The sequence below is a fragment of the Actinomadura sp. 9N407 genome, assembly GCF_044326315.1.
Taxonomy (GTDB): Bacteria; Actinomycetota; Actinomycetes; order Streptosporangiales; family Streptosporangiaceae; genus Spirillospora.
In genome coordinates, this window is sequence record NZ_JBIRAW010000021.1 from 1 (window position 1) to 19,405 (window position 19,405).

Genomic DNA, 19,405 nt, shown 5'->3' on the forward strand with positions numbered 1-19,405 from the left:
CGCCCCCCCCCCCCCCCCCCCCCCCGCGCCCGGGGGGCTGGGTTAGAAGGTGGCGGTGAGGGGTTCTCGGTCTGGGTCCGGGGCGGTCGACGGTACGGCGGCGACGCGGACGGTACGGCTCCGTTCGGCGGTCGAGACGGCGAAGACGAGTTCGGTGTCGCGTCCGTCCACGTGCGCGGGAAACACGACGAAACGCCAGCAGGCCTCGCGCCACACGTCCAGGGGGACGGCGCTGGTGATCGCGTTCTCCGAGGCGGTCCAGGCCTCGCTCGCGCGGAGTCGCGCGTACGTCTCGGACAGCGGGCTGCGGCGGCGCTCGCACGGGGTCACCGGACGCAGCCGCCGGACGCGGTCGGTCAGGACGGAGAGTTCGGGAGAGAGCGCGGCGAACACGGCCAGCTCGATCAGCAGGACCAGGACCACGTCGACGGGCCCGTCCAGCAGCGCCTCGTAGCCCGCGTGCGGCGCGGGCAGTGAGGTGACGGCCACGGCGGTGAGCAGCATGGCGCGCAGCACGCTGCGGCGGCCGACACGCCTGGTGCTCAGCCCGCCGAAACAGCCGCAACCGGTGTCCGGCCGGCGTACGCGCAACTCCCCCACGATCCAGGTGGCGGCGGCGAACATGACGGTCGTGGCCAGCCGTACCGACAGGTGCGAGCTGACCAGCAGGGCGAGGCCGAGCGCGCCTTCGGTGAGGCCCAGCCCCACGCTCGCCCGCCGGCCCTGCCATAGCGCGGTCGCCCCGCGGATGCGTCCCGGGACGGGTACGCCGTGCACGTGCTCGGGCGTCCCCGCGACCGGGGCGCGTACCAGGAGTTTGGCCAGGCAGGCGGTGAGGAGTACGCCGGACAGGAGCAGGAGTTGCGCGTTCTGGATGTGCGCGGTCATCGGTCAGCCCTCCGCGGCCCGGGGAACGCTGTTGCGCAGGACGGTGTTGAAGCAGCCCTTGTCGAGATCGCCGCCAAGGGCCACGAACGCGGCGGGCGTCAGCTCGCCGAGCCGCCCGCGCGGGGAGGTGTCGCACGTGACGCAGCGGTCGCAGAAGCGGGCCGCCATGCACCCGCACTCGATCACGGGCAGCGCGCTGGAACGGTCCGCGCACGAGTTGTGCAGGACCAGGTCGCTGCCGATCGAGAGGTAGGGCAGCGCGACGCACCCCGAGGGAGCGTCGGAGCAACCGCCCGCCTCGCCCTCGGGATCCACCGCCGGATAGGCGACGCCGGCCTCCCCGGCCAGCGTGAACGGCCGCTCGCCGCCCATGCCCGCGCCGCCGGATCCCGGCCGGGGCTCGTACGTGGCGCCGCCGAACCAGGTGGCCGTGCCGTGCATCGTCTCCGGAACGGCGGCCCCCGGCTCAGGCGAGGCCAGGTCGGCCGGGCGGTGTCCCGGCTGGGACGTACCGGGCCGGAACGCCATCGGGCCGTCCGCGGACCGTACGCAGATGACGTCGATCAGGTAGCCGGGCTCGAGCCGCGGATGGCGGACGAGGACGTGGCCGAGGGCGTGCGGGGGGATCACCACATGGGTACGGCCGCGATGCGGACCCATGTCCACCTCTACGGTGTTCCTCCCGCACGCCTGGATCGTGCCGGTCACCCGGCCGATGTCCACCCAGACCCGGGCGGCCCCGAGCCCGTCGGCGGACGGCCGGACGATGACCTCGCGACCCGGCCTCAGCGCGGCGAGGCCCCCGCGCTCGCCGTGCCAGATCGTGGTGCCGGGCAGCATCGGCAGCCGGACCTCGCCGTCCGCCGTGGACAGCACCAGCAGATGAGGGCTGGCGTCGAGGACGACTCCCGCCACGACGTTCGAAGGCCGCCGCGGCACCGCCGGGGGCTCGCCGCGCGGGTGCGCGGACGCACCGAGCACGACCTCCCGGTATCGGCGGCGCCCCGTTCCATGACGGTGGGTGGTGATCGGCATGGCGGCACTCCGGCGTCGATCTTTTAACTCATGGCCACTGCTGTGAGGACAGCCTGTCAAGAGTCAACGCCGAGCGACCCGGGTGTCAGTGGATTTATCGCGATAAGTCAGCCAGTGGTTGACCTTTATTTTACCCGGGTTGATTATTATCCCCTGGTTGACCCGAATATGTAATTTCTGATGGACCGGAATTACGGTCCCCATGCGATCGTCGAGAGCGTCGGGATCTTGCCGGCCGATCCGGCATCCGAACAGGCCGCCTGAGGCCCCAATCCCTTGGCCCGGTGGTGACCTGAAGGTGGTGACGTGAACAGGACACGGCACGACGAGTTCCGCGACTATGTCACGGAACGCGGACATGTCCTGCTTCGCTCCGCCGTCCAGCTCACCGGCGACCGGGCCGAGGCCGAGGATCTCCTGCAGGCCGCCCTGGCCAAGACCTATCTGGCCTGGGATCGGATCCAGGATCGCTCCGCCATCGACGGCTATGTGCGCCGGGCCATGGTCAATACCCAGATCTCCTGGTGGCGGCGGCGCAAACTGGAGATCTATCCTACGGATGATCTTCCCGAACAGGCGGTAGACGATCACACGCGCCGCAGCGAGTTGCACGATGTGCTCGGCCGCGCCCTCGACCGGCTTCCCGAACGGCAGCGCCTCGCGGTGATTCTGCGCTATTACGAGGACATGCCGGAAGCCGAGATCGCCGATGTGCTCGGCGTCAGCATCGGCACCGTCAAGAGCACGGTCTCCCGCGCCATGGCCAAACTCCGCGACGATGCCGGCCTGGAAGCCGACTTCCCCGGCATTCCGCCCCAACGCCCATAATTCAGTCGAATTCCGATAGGCCCAACTGTCTCGCCTTTTCCGGGTGCCGTTTCGTGTGGGCAGGGCTTCCTGCTGGTCGTGAGTCCCGGCACTGGCCTCGCCCGTGCACCCCTCGGCCGCCCGCGTATGGCTCGGACGTACTCCCACGTACGAGTCGCACGGCCCCCGCGTACGAGTCGCACGGCTCCCGCGTTCAAGGCCGGGCAGGCTCCCCGTACAAGTGGCCTCTCGGCTTCTGTCGTGCGACGCCGTACGACGCCGGAGGGAGGCCGGTGCGCGCCCGGAGATGCCGGGAAGGTGGCGATTGGGCCCGTATTGATAAAAATGGGGTGGCGAGTACTGACATGGCAGTACCGGACGGGCCAGAATCCGGTCTGAGGATCCACCGAGCTGGAGGCGCGCGCCATGTGGAGCACGATGCAGGACTTCCCGCTGACCATCACTTCGATCATGCGCTTCGGTACGGGGGTCTTCGGCGGGAGCGAGGTCGTGACCTGGACGGGCGAGGGGACCCGGCGGCGGTCCTATGCCGAGCTCGGTGAACGGGCCGCCCGGCTGGCCGGGGCGCTGCGCGGGCTGGGCGTGGACGGTGACCAGCGGGTGGCCACGTTCATGTGGAACAACGCCGAGCATCTGGAGGCGTACCTCGCGGTCCCCTCGATGGGGGCCGTGCTGCACACCCTCAACCTGCGGCTCTTCCCTGATCAGCTGGTCTACATCGCCAACCATGCCGAGGACCAGGTCGTCCTCGTCGACGGTTCGCTGATCCCGCTGCTGGCGCCCGTACTGGACCAGCTGAAGACGGTCCGGCACGTGGTCGTGGTCGGGGACGGCGACACGGCGCCGCTGGAGGCGGCCGGCAAGGAGCTGCACTCGTACGAGGAACTGCTCGCCGCCGCGCCCGCCACGTTCGACTGGCCGGAGATCGACGAACGGTCGGCGGCCGCCATGTGCTACACCAGCGGCACCACGGGCAACCCCAAGGGCGTCGTGTACTCGCACCGCTCGGCGTACCTGCACTCGATGGCGATCTGCACGGGCAACTCGCTGGCGATGGACGCGGCGGACCGGGTGCTTCCGGTGGTGCCGATGTTCCACGCCAACGCCTGGGGCATGCCGTACGCGGCGATGATGGCGGGCGCCTCGCTGGTCATGCCGGACCGGTTCCTGCAGGCGGAGCCGCTGGCCCGGCTGATCGAGGCCGAGCGGCCCACGATCGCGGGCGCGGTGCCGACGATCTGGGCGGACCTGCTGCGCCACGTACAGGAGCACGGCGCGGACCTCAGCTCGCTGCGGATGGTGCCGTGCGGCGGCTCGGCGGTGCCGGCGGCGCTGATGCGGGGCTTCGACGAGATCGGGGTACGGATCGTCCAGGCGTGGGGCATGACCGAGACCTCGCCCGTGGCCACGATGGCGCACCCGCCCGTGGGCTCGGAGGGCGACGTGGCGTGGCAGGCGCGGGTGTCGCAGGGCCGGGTGCTGGCCGGGCTGGAGATGCGGATCGTCGGCGACGGCGACGTGGTGCTGCCCGAGGACGGCGAGGCGGTCGGCGAGGTCGAGATCCGGGGCCCGTGGATCACCGGGGCGTACTACCTGGACGAGGACCCGGCGAAGTTCCATGACGGCTGGCTGCGTACCGGCGATGTCGGGACGCTTTCACCGGACGGCTATCTGGTCCTGACGGATCGGGCCAAGGACGTCATCAAGTCGGGCGGGGAGTGGATCTCCTCCGTCGAGCTGGAAAACCATCTGATGGCGCATCCGGACATCCTGGAGGCGGCCGTGGTCGGGGTTCCCGACGACCGCTGGCAGGAACGGCCGCTGGCCTCGGTGGTCGTACGGGAGGGCGCGGCGGTGACCGCGGGAGCGCTTCGCGAGTTCCTCTCCGGCCGGATTCCGAAGTGGCAGCTTCCCGAGCGCTGGTCGTTCATCGAGGCGGTACCCAAGACCAGCGTCGGCAAGTTCGACAAGAAGGTCCTGCGGCGCCGGTACGCCGAGGGTGAGCTGGCCGTCGAGCGAGTGGACTGACGGGCGGATATGCCGGTTCCCCTCGCCGTCCCGACCATTTCGCCATTCCGTTCGTACGGCATGCCGTCACCGCGCCACCACTCCATGGTGGCCCTATGAATACGAAGGGGTGGGGGTGTGTCACCCCAGAGTCACCTTCGTCGTGATTTCAAGGGATCAAGTGGTGCCGATGGGGCAGTCGGGTGTATGCAAGATGGGCCGAATATTCAGCTGACCCCGCGAGGGCGGGTCTCCCACATGCCGGTGCGGGGAGCGCATATGCCCAAGTGGTCCTCTTTCGACGCCGCGACCGACCGCCGGTTGGTCCACGGGTTGAACGAAGGCGACGATGGTGCTCTCGCCCTTCTCTACGAGTCGTACGCTGAGCGGCTGTACGATTACGCGCTGTCCATGATGGGTGAGTACAAGGACGCCGCCGACATCGTGCACGACACGTTCATCGACGCCTGCCGGCGCGCGCCCCGGATGCGCGACCATGTGCGGCTGCGTTCCTGGCTGTACGGGGCGGCCCGGCGCCGGTGCGTCCAGCGCGGACGGGTCCGGGTCCTCTTCTGGGAGCCGGACGTCGATTTCAGCGAAGCTCCGTACCCCGAAGCCGCGCGCGCGCCGGACCGTACCGACGACGCGAGCGACGAGGGCCGGGCCCGCCGGCGCCCCGATGTCGAGTTGCCGCCCTCCACCGAACTGCGCGGGCTGCTGGAAGCCTCGCTGGCGCGGCTGGAGATCGGTGAGCAGGAGGCGTTGCTGCTGGCCGTACGGCACGGGCTGCTGCCCGCCGAGATCGGCACCGTCCTGGGCGTCTCGCCCCGGCGGGCCGCGGCGCGGGTGGCGCGGTCGCGGTCCCGGCTGGACGCCGCGTACGAGACCGAACTCATGCTGGCCACCGAACGCTGCGTCGCCGGAGTCCGGGCGAGGCCCGCGGCCCCCGAACGGGCCCCCGAACCGGCCCCCGAACGGGTCGCCGAGGAGAAGTCCGACGGCACCGTCGTCGGCGATGCCTCCGCGAAGCAGGCCGCCGCCGAGGTTCCCGTCGAAGAGACCACGGCCACCGGACCCGACGACGGTTCCCGGCCGCCGCGTTCGCGCCAGGCCTCGGCCGTCCTGGCGCAACGGTCGCCGCCGGCCTCGCGCTGGCCCGCCTGCCGGTCCCGTCCTGGCGGGCGGCGACCGGCGAGCCGTACCGCCACGACAAAGTGGCCGGGCGGCCACCACTGCACGGAGTGCGAGCGCCGGTCCGGCGTGTACGCGGCGGCGCTGCTGGCGCTGGCCCCGTCCCCCGTCCTGCCCGCCGCGCTCCGGCACCGGGTGATCCATACCGCGACGGACTCCGAACTGGCCGGATACCGGGCCGACATCGCGGCTCGCGGCGGCGGCCTGACGCCCGACGGCCTGCCCAGCCAGCCCGACATGCCGTCCCCGTTCACCAGGCGCTGGCTGTTCGCGGGCGGCGGCATGGCGGGAGCGCTGGTCACCGCCGTGCTGGGCGCGCTGCTGATGGGCCCGGGGCTGGGCAGCCCCACGATCTACTGGCCGCCGTTCCAGACCCGGCCGCAGCCCTCGATCACCGAGCAGACCCCGGAGCAGCGCAACGGCGCCACCCCCGGCCCGCAAGCGCCCCCGCAGGCCCGGGCACCGGGCAGCGACGGCCGTCCCGGCGCCCCGCAGCGGAACGGCTCCGGCACGCCCGCGCCGAGCTCTCCCGCGCCGACCTCCCCGGCGGCGCCGCCGCCCGGGACGCTGGGGGTCAGCCCGGCCAAGGTGGAGCTGTACGGCACCAAGACCGCGCGGGTCCGGCTCACCGCCCAGGAGGGCCCGGTCAGCTGGAACGCCGTCGCCTCGGACGCCGAGGTCTCGGTCTCGCATCCGCAGGGCGGCCTGGACGAGAACGGCGAGATGGACGTGACGATCACGCTCCGGGGCGGGCTGCTCAAGCTGCCCGGCGAGGCCACCGTCACGTTCATCGACGCCGAGACCGGAGCCTCACGCGAAGTCGCCGTCGTCTGGGGAGCCTCGTTGCTCTAGCTGTTAAGCCCCGGCCTGCGGCGCTCGCCTAGCGGCTCGCACCGCAACCGTGCCTTGGGCGAGCGCGACATCGCTTCGCTACCTGCCCGGTGAGGCTCGCCTTCGGCATTGCCTCACCGGGCAGGTAGCGCGCTCGCGTGGTGGCTGAGGCCACTTTGAAAGGCGCTCAGGCCTCTGCGGCGGAGGTGGCGGTCTCGGCCGCCAGGTGGTCGCGGATCTGCTCCAGCTCGGTGCCGAGGGCGGCCTGCACCCGGGTCTCCATGGCCCGCGCGATGAACGGGTCGACGACCATCTTCACCAGCGGGCGCATCCGCCGTACCATCGCGGCGATCTCGGAGACGTCCTCGCCGCTCAGCGCGGACTCGCCGTCCAGCCGCTGGAAGACGTGCTCGCGGACGAGGTCGACGAACCGTCCGGCGATCACGTCGCAGTCGTCGCGGATCTGGGCCGCGATGTCGAGCACCGCGTCCAGCGGGATCCCGGCCGCGACCAGCTCGGCGCCGACGTGCAGCAGCCGCGGGCTGGGCACCCGGAAGTGGTCGCCGGCCGGCTCGATCAGGCCGATCTCGACGGTCCGTTCCAGATCGCGGACGACCTCGTCGTCGTCGGAGCCGGGGCTGAACGCCGCGCGCAGCTCGTCGAGGGTGACGGTGCCGGGGATCTCGTCCGACCACGGGTCGGTGAGCACCTTCTCCAGCCCGAGCACCTCGCCGACGTCCTTGCCGGTCTCCCAGGCCGAGAGCAGATCCTTGATGATCGCGAAGGTGTAGCCGCGGCCGAGCAGCTTGCCGATCAGCCGGAGCCGCGCCAGGTGGGAGTCGTCGTACAGCCCGACCCTGCCCTCCAGCCGGGGCGGTGGCAGCAGCCCGCGGTCCTGGTACGCCCGGATGTTGCGGACCGTGCTGCCCGCCGCGTGCGCCAGCTCGTCGATTCGGTACTCGGCCATGCCCCGTCCGCCGGTCTGTGTCGTCCTCGACCACCGCGGGCGTCCTGTTGACCGCGGTGATCCGTTCCTTGACCGCTTTGATCTTACGCGCCACCATTGTTACATCGACCGATGGCACATAGAGGTGGTCATGGCGGATACCCCGGAGCCCCCCGACATCGAGGAGACCCTCCTCGGCGGCCCGTTGCGCTACACCCGCAAAGAGGTCGCGGAACGCTCCGGGATCTCCGACGAGAACGCTCGCCGTATCTGGCAGGCGCTCGGCTTCCCCGCCCCGCCCGACGACGAGGTCGCGTTCACCGACGGCGACGTGGCCGCGCTCCGCGAGATCAAGGGGCTGCTCGGCCACGCACTGGTGGACGAGGAGATGGTGCTGCGGCTGTCCCGCGCGGTCGGGCAGACGATGGGACGGCTGGCCAGCTGGCTCGGCGACGTCTGGCTGCAGACGTTCAGCGACCAGCTCCCGCCCGACGAGCCGCTCAACACCGAAGCGGTCATCGCCGCCCTGCAGGCCACCGAGGAACTGCGTCCCGCGTTCGAGCGCCTGCTGATGCACGGCTGGCGGCGCCAGCTGTCGGCCGCCGGGATGCGCGCGGCCGCCTCCACCGCCACCGCGACCGCCGACCCCGCCGCGGGCGTCGCCCGGCTGGCCGCCGGCTTCGCCGACATCGTCTCGTTCACCCGGATGAGCCGGCAGATGGAGGGCAAGGAGCTGGCCGACTTCGTGGAACGGTTCGAGACCACGGTCACCGGCATCGTCGCCGAAGAGGGCGGGCGGGTGGTGAAGACGCTCGGCGACGAGGTGATGTTCGTCGCCGAGGAGCCGGCCGCCGCCGCCGAGATCGGCCTGCGCGTCGCCGAATTCTCCGAACAGGATTCCGACTTCCCCCGGGTCCGCGTCGGGCTGGCCTACGGCGAGGTCATATTCCGCCTTGGCGACGTCTTCGGTACCCCCGTGAACCTGGCCGCCCGCCTCACCTCCGTCGCCCACCCCGGAACGGTCCTGTCCGACACGGGTCTGGCCTCGGCCCTGCCGCCCGCCGCGTACGACGTGTCCTCGCTGCGCCCCCGTACCCTCCAGGGCCTGGGCAAGGTCCGCATCCGCGTCCTCCGCCGCCACACCTGACGGCCGAGCCCCTCCGGCCGGGCAACGCACCCATCGATTCGCTCTTAAGGTCCTTTCACCGTTTTCTTAAATCTTGCATAAGACGGTGGCTTTAGTGTTTCGGTGGAGTTTTTCGCGCGACAGATCCCGGTAATGTGCGTGGCGGTCAAAGAATGGCTTAACGCGCGGGGCGGTGGTGCTGATGGCGGGACGAGGGGGCGCCTCGACCACGTCGCCGGGCGGTTCCCGGCCAGGTGGCCGCGCCCACGGCCGTGGCAGGCGGAGGCGGAGGCGGCGAACCGGAACGTACCGGCTGACCCTGCACCACCTCGCCGGGAACGGTGGCGCGGGGGCGCACCGTTCCGGCCGGCGCGGGCGGCTCGGTGGTCCCGGCCCCGCCTCCGGACCCAGGCACGCGGTGGACGCGGCCTCGGCGCCGGTCGTCATCAGGTTGCGCCGGTGCGCGAACGCGGTCTGGCTGGTGAACGGCGCGCTGGCCGTCACCTCACTCGTCGTCGCGGTGCTGCCGTTGGGGTGAGGATCGCGGGCACGGGCGTACGTACTGCCGTTGGGTGAGTAACGCGGACCGGGGCGTGCGTACTGCTGGTCAGTGGCGTCCGGTCCGGCGTCCGTTGCGGCGTGCGGTGCGCCGCGAGGTCGGGCGGGGAGCGGTGCGCAGCCACAGTTCGATCTGGGCGCCGCCCAGCGAGGAGGTGCCGACGCGCAGCGATCCGCCGGTGGACTCGGCCAGCCGCCGGGCGATGTCCAGGCCCAGCCCGGTGGACCCGGCGCCGCTGGCACCGCGCCGCAGCGCCGCCTCGACATCGGCGATTCCGGGACCGGCGTCGCCGAAAAGCAGGCCGGTGGAGTGCCGGCCGCGATGGACGGTGAGGCGGAAGGCGGTGCCGTGCGAGGTGTGCCGGAAGATGTTGCCCAGCAGCGCGTCCACGGCGGCGGCCAGGTCGGCCTCGGGGACCGGGACCGGTACGGGCCCGTCGGCGCCGGCCAGATCCCAGCCGCGGTCCTGGTCCTCGGCCAGCGCCGACCAGAAGTGCAGCCGCCCGCGGATCACGGCGGCGACGTCGCAGCCCACCGCCGCCGTGCCGGACGTTCCGGCGGGCCGCCGGGCGGTGTCGATGATGTCGTCGATCGCGGTCTCCAGCCGTTCCAGCGCGTCCTGGCTCTGCGTCAGCCGGCCCGGATCGCCGGGGTGGGAGGCCAGCCCGTCGAGGTTGACCCGCAGGGCCGTCAGCGGTGTCCGCAACCGGTGCGACAGGTCGGCGCCCGCCTCCCGTTCGGCCGCCAGCAACCCGGCGAGCCGGTCGGCCATGTGGTTGAACGCCTCGCCGGTCGCGCGCAGCTCCGCCGGTCCCTGCGGATCGACGCGCACCGCGAGGTCTCCCGCGGCGACGCTGGTCACCGCGTGCCCGAGCCGGTCGGCGGCCCGGACGACCCGGAGGGCCAGCCGGTCGGCCATCGCCACCGAGACCAGCACCAGCGCGAGCGCCACCAGGATGAGGATCAGCCAGGACCTGACGACGCCCCGTTCCAGTTCACCCTGCGGTACGTACACCTCGATGACGGCCAGGGTCCCGGTCTCCAGCAGGACGGGGCGCAGCAGGACCGTCCCTCCGCCCGGTGCCGCGACGGTGGAGGTGCGGCCCTGCCGCCGCGCCGCGGCCAGGTCGGCGCGCGGGGCGTGCGGGGACCCCAGCACCTCACCGGTGGCCAGATGCAGTGCCAGCCGGCCCGCCGCTCCGGCGGGGACCGAACCGACCGCCGCGGTCAGCGCGGCCGGGTCGCGGGTCACGGTCAGCACCGGTACGAGCGAGGCGGCCTGCCGCTCGGCCGCCGTCAGTGCCCGGTCACGCGCCATCTGGCCGTTCAGCAGCCCCAGCGGGATGACGAACGACAGCGCCACCATCGCCGTGACGGCCGTGGCGATGCGCGCCAGCGCACCTCTCATCCCGCATCCCCTCAGGTCCGTCGCGCCGCACCGATGGCTCATCGGTCGTGCGGCGATCACGTAGAAAGCGAAAGATATTCTCTTATGGCGATGATGGGGTGGCGATCATGAGGCCCGTGCGGGTGCGAATCGGATTTCTGGCGGCCTGGATCGCCACCACGGCCGCCGGTATGGCGATCAGCTGGGCGGGCGTGGGCGACGCGATGCGCGGGACCGCCCTCGCCACTCCCGACCTGGCCGCCGAGGCCCCGGTCCGGCAGGGACGGCCGCCGACCTCGGGTCCCTCGCCCGAACCCACCACCTCCAGCGAACCCGACCCGTCCTCGTCCCCGTCCCCGGCACGCTCCGAGCCGGGGGACCGGTCCACCACCAAGCCCACCGCCCGGCGATCCGCGTCCCCGCGTGCACCGAGCGGGCGGGTGCGCACCTACGTGGTCAAGTCCGGACGCGTGGTGCTGGAAATGTCCGCCGACTCGGCGCGGCTGGTGTCGGCCTCGCCCAACAGCGGCTTCCAGGCCAAGGTGTGGCGGAACGACGAATGGCTGCGCGTCGATCTGACCGACGGTGTCCACGGCTCGGCGGTGTTCGCCACCTGGAACGGGCACCCGCCGATGGTCCAGATCTACGAGTACTGACCCGGCACAGTTGCTCAGGCCCGGTCCGTCACTCGGGCTCGGCTGGTTGCTTTGGCGCTGTCAGCATCACGCCTACGCCTCGTACGGTGTGCAGGTAGCGGGGTGCGGCGGCGCGGTCGCCCAGTTTGCGGCGCAGCCAGGACAGGTGCACGTCGATGGTCTGGTCGTCCCCGTACGGCTGCTGCCACACCTCGGCCAGCAGTTCCCGCCGGGTCACGACCCGGTCGGCGTTGCGGGCGAGGAACGCCAGCATGTCGAACTCCTTGCGCGACAGGTGCAGGGGAGTGCCGTCCAGTCTCGCCTGCCGCCGTTCGATGTCGACGTGCAGTGCCCCCACCATCAGCAGCTGCTGCCGGGGCACCGTCCGTGCCCGCCGGAGCACCGCCTCGACGCGCGCGTGCAGGTGACCGGCCGAAAAGGGCTTGACCAGATAGTCGTCGGCACCCGATCGCAGCAGGCGGATGATCTCCTGCTCGCCGTCCCTGGCCGTCGCCACGATCACCGGTACGTCCGAGACCGCGCGCAGCATCTTCAGTGCCTCGCCGCCGTCCAGGTCGGGCAGCCCGAGATCCAGGACGACCACGTCGGGGGCGTCCGCGGCCACTTCCCGCAGTGCCTCCAGTGCCCGGCTCACGCTGCGTACGGTGTGCCCCAGATCCCGCAGTTCCCGCAGCAGCGCATGCCGGACATCGTCGTCATCCTCGACCAACAGCACCACAGCCACCGTCGGACAGTAACCCATTATGAGCCGTCCGAAATCGGGAATCGGTTACCTGGCATGGTCGCCGCCCACCGGGCCTCAGCCGTTGAGCAGACCGAGCATCTGCCGGATCTGGTCGGTCCGGGATTCCTCGACCCGCTTGGCGAACGCCTTGGTCTCGGGGTCGCCGCCCTTGCTCCGCTCCGTCTTGGCCATCTTCACCGCGTTGTGCTGGTGGGCGACGAAGAGGTTGAGGAACGCGGGCTCGAACTCGGCGCCCTTGGTCTGTGCCAGGGCCTTGATCTCCTTGGCCCCGGTGGCGGGCATCCCGCCGTGGTCGGCGTGGGCGCCCGGTGCGTGGTCGGTCGTGGTCGGCTTCGACCACGCGACCAGCCGGGAGCTCATCGTCTTCACCTCGTCGGCCTGCGTCACCGTGACGGCCGAGGCCAGCCGGCGTACGTCGTCGCGCTGGGCTCGGCCGGCCGCCAGGCGAACCATCTCCAGCCCCTGCCGGTGATGCGCGATCATCATCTGCAGGAACATCACATCGTCGTCGTTGTAGCCGGCGGCGGCCGGCGCGGCGGAGGCGGCGCTCGCCGGCTTGGTCGCCCCATGCTGACCGTGCTGCCCGTGGCCGGTGCCGCACGCCGTCAGCAGCAGGGGTACGAGGAGTGCCGGCAGCGCACGGCGGTACGTGGGACGGGCGCTCACAGCGGCAGCCACAGGGCGAGGGTGTACGGCGGCTCCCAGCTGCGGATCGTCGTGTGGGCCTGGCGGCAGCGGTACCGGACGCCGTTGTAGGTGACCTCGTCGCCGACCCGGTACGTCACGCCCGGCTTCCAGGCCGCGCCGGGCGCGGGCGCGCCGGTCGGTGTGGGCCGCGCCGACGTCGGCCGCGTCGACGGCCGGGTGGTGGGCGAGCTGGACGGCGTCGGCCGCGTCGACGGGGCGGTGGTGGGCGGAGCCGTCGTGGGCGGGGTGGTGGGTGGCGTCGTCCCGGAGCCGCCGCCGACGTTCAGGTCGACGCAGTTGTAGAACGCCATCGGGGTGTCGCCGATGTTCCACACCGCCAGGACGGTGCGCTCGCCCGGGAACTTGCTGAGATCGACCTGGTGCGTCACGACCGAGTTCGGCTGCTGGTTGCCGTCGTCGAAGACGGCCACGCGGGTGCCTCCGACGTAGTACTCCCAGGTGCTGGTGCGGTGGCGCGCGGTGAGCGTCCACCTGAAGGACACGTTCGTCCCGACGGCCTTCGCCGGCCAGTTGCGGCTCTCGTCCGACAGCACCGCGAACTGGGGGATGTTCGCGTGGCAGTTGCGCAGGCCCTTCGGGCCTTCGACGCTCTGCGGCTCGAACTGGATGGGGCCGCAGTCGGGTACCGCGCCCTGCGCGCACAGCGCCTGCCGGCTCGGCGGCGAGGAGATGTAGCCGTGCGCCGATGCGGGACCGGCGACGGCGACCGTCGATCCGGCGGCCGCGACGACCGCGAGTGGATAGGCGATTGACCTGCGCATACAGACCGTCCCAGGGGTGTCGGGGGGTGGTCGGCCGCCGGGAGTCCGGTAGCCGTGATCGCGCTCAGGACGGTAACGACACGTTCCCTAAAGCCGCCTTAACAACCTCAGAAGTGATCATCAACGTTCCGGCGGGCCACGCCCGCGCGCCCCTTCCCGGGACGGCGGCCGCGTCCCCGATGGTTGACATCGTGCCCCTCTAGGGTACTAAAGTACTACCTATCTAGATAAATGAGGTCCCGATGATCGAGTTCCATCTGGACGCCCGCTCGGGCGTCTCGCCGTACCTGCAGCTGGTCCGCCAGGTACGGCACGCGCTGCGGCTGGGGCTGCTGCGGGAAGGGGACCAGCTTCCGACGGTGAAGGACGTGGTGGCGCAGGTCGCCATCAACCCCAACACGGTGCTGAAGGCGTACCGGGAGCTGGAGCACGAGGGCCTGGTCGGTGCGCGGCCGGGTGTGGGGACGTTCGTGACCGCGACGCTGGCCGACGCCTCGCTCGCGGCGCACGGACCGCTGCGGCAGGACCTGCGGCGCTGGCTGACCAAGGCCCGGATGGCCGGGCTCGACGACGAGAGCATCGAGGCGTTGTTCATGACGACCTTTCGGACCGCCGCTCAGGAGGACATAGCGTGACCGCCGTCGTGAGGGCCCGAGGTCTGGGCAAGAAGTACCGGAAGCGCTGGGCGCTGGCCGACTGCGACCTGGAGATCCCGGCAGGGCATGTCGTGGGCCTCGTCGGCCCGAACGGCGCGGGCAAGACCACCTTGCTGAGCCTGGCCGCCGGGCAGCTGATGCCGACCTCGGGGAGCATCGAGGTCCTCGGCGACCGTCCGGGCAGCGACCCGGACCACATGCGCAAGGTCGGTTTCGTCGCCCAGGAGACGCCCACCTACGCCGGCCTGAGCATTGACGAGCACCTGAAGCTCGGCGCCCGCCTCAACCCCGGCTGGGACGCCGCACTCGCACGCGAACGGATCGAACGGCTCGACCTCGACCCTTCGCTGCGGGCGCGGAAGCTGTCCGGCGGGCAGCGCGCCCAACTCGCGCTCACTCTGGGCATCGCCAAGCGGCCCGAGCTGCTGATCCTGGACGAGCCGGTCGCCGCGCTCGACCCGCTCGCCCGCCGCGAGTTCATGCAGAGCCTGATGGAGGCCGTCGCCGAGCACGGGCTCAGCGTGGTGCTCTCCTCGCACCTGGTGTCGGACCTGGAACGGGTCTGCGACTACCTGATCGTGCTCGTCGGCTCGCGCGTCCAGGTGGCGGGCGAGGTGGAGGACCTGCTGGCCGGCCACCACCGGCTCACCGGTGCCCGCCGGGATCCCGCGACGCTGCCGGCCGATCAGTACGTCGTCTCCGCCAGCCATACCGACCGGCAGTCGACCCTGCTCGTCCGTACCGACGCCCCGATCCACGACCCCGCGTGGACCGTCAGCCAGATCGGCCTGGAGGACCTCGTCCTGGCCTACATGGAGAAGCGCGGCGACACCGGCACCCGGCCGGCACTGGAGGTCCTGCGATGATCTGGCTGACCTGGCGCCAGTTCCGTACCCAGGCCGCGGTGGCGGGCGCCGCCCTCGCGGTCCTGGCGATCACCCTGGCGATCACGGGCCCGAGCCTGGCCGACGAGTACGCCGCCGGGATCGCGATGTGCTCCGGTACGGGCGACTGCACGGACTTCGCCAGCGACTTCTTCGGCGCCAACCAGAAGGCGTTCCTGGCTCTGGTGGCCGTCGTGCTGGTGCTGCCGGCGCTCATCGGGCTCTTCTGGGGCGCGCCCCTGATCGCCCGCGAACTGGAGGCCGGTACGCACCGGCTGGTGTGGAACCAGAGCGTCACCCGGTCCCGCTGGCTGATGGTCAAGCTCGCCCTCATCGGCCTGGCAGCCATGGCCGTCGCCGGGCTGGGCAGCCTCGCGGTGACCTGGTGGTCCAGCCCGCTGGACGGGGTCGCGGACAGCGACTTCGTCCGGCTCTCACCCGTGATGTTCGACGCGCGCGGCATCGTTCCCATGGGCCACGCGGCGTTCGCCTTCGTGCTCGGCGTGACCATCGGGATGGTGGTACGCCGCACCGTGCCCGCCATGGCGATCACCGTGGCCCTCTTCGTCGCCGTGCAGGTCGCCATGCCGATGCTGGTCCGGCCGCACCTCCTCCCGGCGAGCACGTCGACCGTCGTGATCAGCAACTCGAACCTGAGGGGGTTCATGGCAGAGGGCGACGACGCCCCGATCCAGGTGCATGTGGCGGCCCCCCAGCCCCGCGCCTGGGTCCTGACCAACCAGACCGTCGACGCGTCCGGCCGTGCGGTCGACACGGTCCCCCTGACCTTCTCGTCCGGGCCCTGCGTACCGGCCGCGGGGCCGCCCGGGGAGCCCCCCGAGGCGTGCCTCGCCGAGATCAAGCGGCTCGGGTACCGGCAGCAGGTCAGCTACCATGCCGACGGCCGATTCTGGGCCTTCCAATGGGTCGAGACGGGGGTCTACGCCGGCCTCTCCATCGGTCTCGCGGGCTTCTGCTTCTGGTGGATCCGCCGCCGCGTGTCCTGATCGAACGCCTCGTCCCGGCCGTACGGCGCTTGCCGTACGGCCGGGACGTTCCGTTCGGACCCGCTCGGCGTGGGAACGATGGCCAGGTGACACCGCCCACGCCCCACGCCGGCCCTCTCCTCGACGCAACACCCCCCACCTGCATCGATATGGACATCCATATCGATGTCACCGTGATATCCGTCTTGGACATCGCGCCGGTCAGGTGGTCTCCTAGGGACGATTCGGGGACATAGGGGGATTGGATGCGTAAACCGCACGCCATCATCGTGGCCGTCACGGTCCTGGCCGTGCTCGCGGGGGCGGGGATCTTCTGGTTCCTCCGTTCCGGAGACGGGCCCAGGGACACCGCGGAGAAGTACCTGGCCGCCTGGCAGCGCGGGGACACCGCCGCCATGCGCGCCCTGGTCGACGGCCCGCCCGCCGACTTCGACCAGCGCGTTACCAAGATGCGCGACGACCTCGGCGCCGTACAGCAGCGGTTCACGGTCAGCTCGGTCGGTGACCCCAAGGACGGCGAGGCCGGCGGCTCGTACCACGCCGCGTTCACGCTGCCGGGGAACCGCACCTGGTCGTACGAGGGGACGCTGCCGTTCGTCGAGCGCGACGGCGAGTGGCGCGTGTCGTGGTCGCCGCGGGTGCTCTACCCGGAACTGAGCGAGGGACAGCGGCTGCGCTCCAGCATGGCCTGGCCGGACCGCGCCGCGATCCAGGCCGCCGACGGCAGCGACCTGGGCGCCTCCTCCTCCGGTTCGGTCCAGCAGATCGCCGGGCCGGTCGGCCCCGCCTCGGCCGAGGACGCCAAGAAGATCGGCGCCCCGTACCGCCAGGGCGACAGCGTGGGCACCGAAGGACTGCAGCGCCAGTACGAGCGCAGGCTCGCGGGCACGCCCGCGATGGCCGTGCAGATCGTCGGAGCGGACGATGCCGTGGTCAAGACGATCCAGCGGTTCGGGGGAACCGAGGGGCAGCCGCTGAAGACCACCCTCGATCTCCAGGTGCAGAAGGCGGCGGGGGACGCGCTCGCCGACGTGGACAAGCCCGCCTCGATGGTGGCGCTCAAGCCGTCCACGGGCGAGATCCTCGCGGTCGCCAACAAGCCCGGCGGCTACAACCGCGCGCTGATGGGCCGCTACCCGCCCGGCTCGACGTTCAAGGTGGTCACGGCGGCCGCGCTGGTCGCGGGCGGGCTGAGCGTGAACAGCCCCGTCGGCTGCCCCGCCACCACCAGCATCGGCGGCCGGACGTTCAAGAACGCCGGGAACGAGGCGTTCGGGACCGTCCCGTTCAAGGACGCGTTCGCGCACTCCTGCAACACCACCATGGCGCGGCAGACCGTGGACCGGCTCGACCAGAAGCGGCTGGCGGAGGTGGCGACCCAGTTCGGCTTCAACGCCCCGATCATCGCCGGGCTGCCCGCCGTGCGCGCCTCGTTCCCCGACACCAAGGACGACACCGCGCTCGCGTCCGCCTCGTTCGGCCAGGGCGAGGTGCTGACCAGCCCACTGAACATGGCGGGCGTCGCCGCGGCGGCCGCGAACGGAACGTGGCGTTCACCGCGCCTCGTCGACGCCGCGCTCGCCTCGCAGGCCGTGGACGCGAAGGGCCGCAAGCCCGAAGCGCCGCACGAACTGGAGCCGGCGGTGAGGAAGGCGCTGCAGACCCTGATGCCCGCCGTGGTCAGCGAGGGCACCGCCTCGAAGGTCAGCTTCCCCGCCGGTACGGCCGGGAAGACGGGAACGGCCGAGTTCGGGACCGCCGAGGCCGGCGAGGAACCGCCCACGCACGCCTGGTTCATCGGCTACCGGGGCGATGTCGCGTTCGCGGTCATCGTCGAGGACGGCGGCACGGGCGCCGGCGCCGCGGCCCCTGTCGCGGCCAAGTTCCTGCGCGGTCTCTGACCTGGAACGGAATCGGATCGACGTTCACCACCCCCGCCGGCCCCACGGCACGCCCCACAAAATCCGTGCATAACTATGCTCGTGGCTAACTTGAGCTACTTTCCGGTAATGCCGTAAATATAGGGCTCAGTGATCACCATTTGACGCTGGGCGGGCGGGGGCCGGTGGAAGAGACGTTCGTCCTGCAGGAGTCCTTCGGTCATTCCGGTCGGGTCGAACTCCGGTTCGTTCCAGGTGGCCTCCAGTACGAGGACGCGCTGTTCAGCCATCGCCACGGCAGGACCGGCGACCGTGACAGCCTGCTCAAGTCCGCCCTGCCGCCCGCCGGCATCAAGGTGCTGCGGCGCGAGGCGGAGGCCTACGACCGGTTCGGCGGGCGGCACACCGCGTTCGGCCGGCTGCTGGGTTTCGAGACGGCACGGGACCCGGTCTGCCTCCTGGTCACGCGGCGCGGCGCGCCGATCTCCCGATGCGAGGCCGGCCTCCGGCTCGATGCCGCCCAGCTCACCCGGGCGGCGCGCGACCTGTTCGGTGCGCTCGCCGCACTCGCCGATCTCGGCTTCGCGCACCGGGCCGTCTCGGCCGACAGCGTGTTCTGGGACGGACTGAACATCGAACTCCAGGAACTGGGCCACGTGGAGCCGCTCGGCACGGGCGCGGCGCTGAGCGGGTCCGCGCTGGGGTCGCCCACCGGGCTCCCGGTCAGCGACGTCTCCGACGTCCACGCCGCGGCGCGGCTGCTCCACCGCCTCGCCACCGGCCGTACCGGCGGCGGTGAGCCCGCGGCCATGGTCGAGGAACTCGCGCAGATCGATCCAGGCCTCGCCGGTGCCCTCGAACCGGCGCTGCATGCCCGTCCCGGTGAGCACCCCGCCCCTGAGGGAGTGGTGAACCGGCTCTGGCAGAGCCGCCCGAAGTCCGAACCACATGCGGCCACGTCTCAGGCGTCCGCGTCCCAGCGGTCCACGACCACGCAGGACGGGCCCGTACCGGTCGGCTCGCCCGCTGCCCGTACCGCCGCCCCGCCAGGCGCGGCCAGGGACGAGCGCCAGGCCCAGGACCACGCCCACCGCAGCGAGTTCCGCGAGCTGCGCCGGCAGCAGCGGGAGTTTCGCCAGGCCAGCCGGTCCGCCCTCCGGCCGGCGGCCGGGTCCGGCACGCCCGCCTGGACGCCGGGACGATCCGCGCCGCAGCAGCAGTCCCCGAACGGCGGCTGCTCGTGGCCGTCGCTCCTCGCCGGTGCGCTCGTCGTGCTCATCATCGTTGTCGTCGTCCTGGTGGTGAGGTGAC

Annotated in this window: 18 protein-coding genes; 11 read left to right on the forward strand and 7 right to left on the reverse strand. The window is 71.7% G+C overall.

Annotation, left to right across the window (positions count from 1 at the left end):
- Positions 1 to 42 precede the first annotated feature (42 nt).
- Both ACH34Q_RS28740 and ACH34Q_RS28745 read right to left on the reverse strand, forming a co-directional pair.
- Positions 43 to 888, reverse strand: coding sequence for a MauE/DoxX family redox-associated membrane protein (locus ACH34Q_RS28740; protein WP_395986201.1), 846 nt, complete (start codon positions 886 to 888; stop codon positions 43 to 45).
- A 3-nt stretch (positions 889 to 891) separates the two neighbouring features.
- Positions 892 to 1,923 (reverse strand): hypothetical protein, encoded by a 1,032-nt coding sequence (locus ACH34Q_RS28745; protein ID WP_395986202.1) that lies wholly within the window; start codon positions 1,921 to 1,923, stop codon positions 892 to 894.
- Between the two features lie 306 nt (positions 1,924 to 2,229).
- Between ACH34Q_RS28745 and ACH34Q_RS28750 the strand changes: the two genes are divergently transcribed.
- From ACH34Q_RS28750 to ACH34Q_RS28760, 3 genes are all read left to right on the forward strand, one after another.
- Positions 2,230 to 2,751 carry a SigE family RNA polymerase sigma factor gene (locus tag ACH34Q_RS28750; RefSeq protein WP_395986203.1) on the forward strand — a complete coding sequence of 174 codons (522 nt, stop codon included), beginning with the start codon at positions 2,230 to 2,232 and terminating at the stop codon, positions 2,749 to 2,751.
- Positions 2,752 to 3,156: 405 nt separating this feature from the next.
- On the forward strand, positions 3,157 to 4,779 hold the full coding sequence (locus ACH34Q_RS28755; protein WP_395986204.1) for a long-chain fatty acid--CoA ligase: 1,623 nt from the start codon (positions 3,157 to 3,159) through the stop codon (positions 4,777 to 4,779).
- 258 nt (positions 4,780 to 5,037) lie between these two features.
- Positions 5,038 to 6,801: a sigma-70 family RNA polymerase sigma factor gene (locus ACH34Q_RS28760; RefSeq protein ID WP_395986205.1), complete on the forward strand. Its 1,764-nt coding sequence runs from the start codon at positions 5,038 to 5,040 to the stop codon at positions 6,799 to 6,801.
- A gap of 166 nt (positions 6,802 to 6,967) precedes the next feature.
- On the opposite strand, the gene ACH34Q_RS28765 is transcribed toward ACH34Q_RS28760, so the two are convergent.
- The gene (locus ACH34Q_RS28765; protein WP_395986206.1) at positions 6,968 to 7,747 is read right to left on the reverse strand and encodes a MerR family transcriptional regulator; all 780 of its coding nucleotides are present in this window, start codon (positions 7,745 to 7,747) and stop codon (positions 6,968 to 6,970) included.
- Between the two features lie 130 nt (positions 7,748 to 7,877).
- Here ACH34Q_RS28765 and ACH34Q_RS28770 point away from each other — a divergent pair, with 130 nt between their 5' ends.
- Together ACH34Q_RS28770 and ACH34Q_RS28775 are read left to right on the forward strand one after the other, a co-directional pair.
- Positions 7,878 to 8,873, forward strand: a complete 996-nt coding sequence (locus ACH34Q_RS28770) for an adenylate/guanylate cyclase domain-containing protein (protein WP_395986207.1) — start codon at positions 7,878 to 7,880, stop codon at positions 8,871 to 8,873.
- 181 nt (positions 8,874 to 9,054) lie between these two features.
- Positions 9,055 to 9,390 (forward strand): hypothetical protein, encoded by a 336-nt coding sequence (locus ACH34Q_RS28775; RefSeq protein WP_395986208.1) that lies wholly within the window; start codon positions 9,055 to 9,057, stop codon positions 9,388 to 9,390.
- A 69-nt stretch (positions 9,391 to 9,459) separates the two neighbouring features.
- Here ACH34Q_RS28775 and ACH34Q_RS28780 read toward each other — a convergent pair whose 3' ends face one another.
- Positions 9,460 to 10,818: a sensor histidine kinase gene (locus ACH34Q_RS28780; RefSeq protein ID WP_395986209.1), complete on the reverse strand. Its 1,359-nt coding sequence runs from the start codon at positions 10,816 to 10,818 to the stop codon at positions 9,460 to 9,462.
- 116 nt (positions 10,819 to 10,934) lie between these two features.
- On the opposite strand from ACH34Q_RS28780, the gene ACH34Q_RS28785 reads away from it, so the two are divergent.
- Positions 10,935 to 11,453 (forward strand): hypothetical protein, encoded by a 519-nt coding sequence (locus ACH34Q_RS28785; RefSeq protein ID WP_395986210.1) that lies wholly within the window; start codon positions 10,935 to 10,937, stop codon positions 11,451 to 11,453.
- 28 nt (positions 11,454 to 11,481) lie between these two features.
- Here ACH34Q_RS28785 and ACH34Q_RS28790 read toward each other — a convergent pair whose 3' ends face one another.
- The 3 genes from ACH34Q_RS28790 to ACH34Q_RS28800 form a co-directional block, all read right to left on the reverse strand.
- Complete coding sequence (locus ACH34Q_RS28790) at positions 11,482 to 12,177, reverse strand: response regulator transcription factor (RefSeq protein WP_395986211.1); 696 nt, start codon at positions 12,175 to 12,177, stop codon at positions 11,482 to 11,484.
- A 75-nt stretch (positions 12,178 to 12,252) separates the two neighbouring features.
- The gene (locus ACH34Q_RS28795) at positions 12,253 to 12,876 is read right to left on the reverse strand and encodes a DUF305 domain-containing protein (protein ID WP_395986212.1); all 624 of its coding nucleotides are present in this window, start codon (positions 12,874 to 12,876) and stop codon (positions 12,253 to 12,255) included.
- Entirely contained in the window at positions 12,861 to 13,667 is an 807-nt protein-coding gene (locus tag ACH34Q_RS28800) for a lytic polysaccharide monooxygenase (RefSeq protein WP_395986213.1), read from the reverse strand. Before ACH34Q_RS28800 ends, ACH34Q_RS28795 begins: the two co-directional genes overlap by 16 nt.
- A 242-nt stretch (positions 13,668 to 13,909) precedes the next feature.
- On the opposite strand from ACH34Q_RS28800, the gene ACH34Q_RS28805 reads away from it, so the two are divergent.
- The 5 genes from ACH34Q_RS28805 to ACH34Q_RS28825 all read left to right on the forward strand — a co-directional run bounded on the left by ACH34Q_RS28805 (position 13,910) and on the right by ACH34Q_RS28825 (position 19,404).
- A complete protein-coding gene (locus tag ACH34Q_RS28805; RefSeq protein ID WP_395986214.1) occupies positions 13,910 to 14,302 on the forward strand; it encodes a GntR family transcriptional regulator in 393 nt (130 codons plus the stop codon).
- On the forward strand, positions 14,299 to 15,189 hold the full coding sequence (locus ACH34Q_RS28810; RefSeq protein ID WP_395986215.1) for an ABC transporter ATP-binding protein: 891 nt from the start codon (positions 14,299 to 14,301) through the stop codon (positions 15,187 to 15,189). Before ACH34Q_RS28805 ends, ACH34Q_RS28810 begins: the two co-directional genes overlap by 4 nt.
- Positions 15,186 to 16,214 carry an ABC transporter permease subunit gene (locus ACH34Q_RS28815; RefSeq protein WP_395986216.1) on the forward strand — a complete coding sequence of 343 codons (1,029 nt, stop codon included), beginning with the start codon at positions 15,186 to 15,188 and terminating at the stop codon, positions 16,212 to 16,214. The genes ACH34Q_RS28810 and ACH34Q_RS28815 overlap by 4 nt, the downstream gene beginning before the upstream one ends.
- 245 nt (positions 16,215 to 16,459) lie before the next feature.
- A complete protein-coding gene (locus ACH34Q_RS28820; RefSeq protein WP_395986217.1) occupies positions 16,460 to 18,115 on the forward strand; it encodes a penicillin-binding transpeptidase domain-containing protein in 1,656 nt (551 codons plus the stop codon).
- Between the two features lie 164 nt (positions 18,116 to 18,279).
- Positions 18,280 to 19,404: a hypothetical protein gene (locus tag ACH34Q_RS28825; protein WP_395986218.1), complete on the forward strand. Its 1,125-nt coding sequence runs from the start codon at positions 18,280 to 18,282 to the stop codon at positions 19,402 to 19,404.
- The last annotated feature ends 1 nt before the right edge of the window (position 19,405 follow it).

Coding starts and splice junctions, on each gene's coding strand:
- ACH34Q_RS28760 (WP_395986205.1), top strand. CDS start 5,038: ATGCCCAAGTGGTCCTCTTTCGACGCCGCGACCGACCGCCGGTTGGTC.
- ACH34Q_RS28755 (WP_395986204.1), top strand. CDS start 3,157: ATGTGGAGCACGATGCAGGACTTCCCGCTGACCATCACTTCGATCATG.
- ACH34Q_RS28745 (WP_395986202.1), bottom strand. CDS start 1,923: ATGCCGATCACCACCCACCGTCATGGAACGGGGCGCCGCCGATACCGG.
- ACH34Q_RS28770 (WP_395986207.1), top strand. CDS start 7,878: ATGGCGGATACCCCGGAGCCCCCCGACATCGAGGAGACCCTCCTCGGC.
- ACH34Q_RS28800 (WP_395986213.1), bottom strand. CDS start 13,667: ATGCGCAGGTCAATCGCCTATCCACTCGCGGTCGTCGCGGCCGCCGGA.
- ACH34Q_RS28775 (WP_395986208.1), top strand. CDS start 9,055: ATGGCGGGACGAGGGGGCGCCTCGACCACGTCGCCGGGCGGTTCCCGG.
- ACH34Q_RS28740 (WP_395986201.1), bottom strand. CDS start 888: ATGACCGCGCACATCCAGAACGCGCAACTCCTGCTCCTGTCCGGCGTA.
- ACH34Q_RS28805 (WP_395986214.1), top strand. CDS start 13,910: ATGATCGAGTTCCATCTGGACGCCCGCTCGGGCGTCTCGCCGTACCTG.
- ACH34Q_RS28765 (WP_395986206.1), bottom strand. CDS start 7,747: ATGGCCGAGTACCGAATCGACGAGCTGGCGCACGCGGCGGGCAGCACG.
- ACH34Q_RS28780 (WP_395986209.1), bottom strand. CDS start 10,818: ATGAGAGGTGCGCTGGCGCGCATCGCCACGGCCGTCACGGCGATGGTG.
- ACH34Q_RS28815 (WP_395986216.1), top strand. CDS start 15,186: ATGATCTGGCTGACCTGGCGCCAGTTCCGTACCCAGGCCGCGGTGGCG.
- ACH34Q_RS28820 (WP_395986217.1), top strand. CDS start 16,460: ATGCGTAAACCGCACGCCATCATCGTGGCCGTCACGGTCCTGGCCGTG.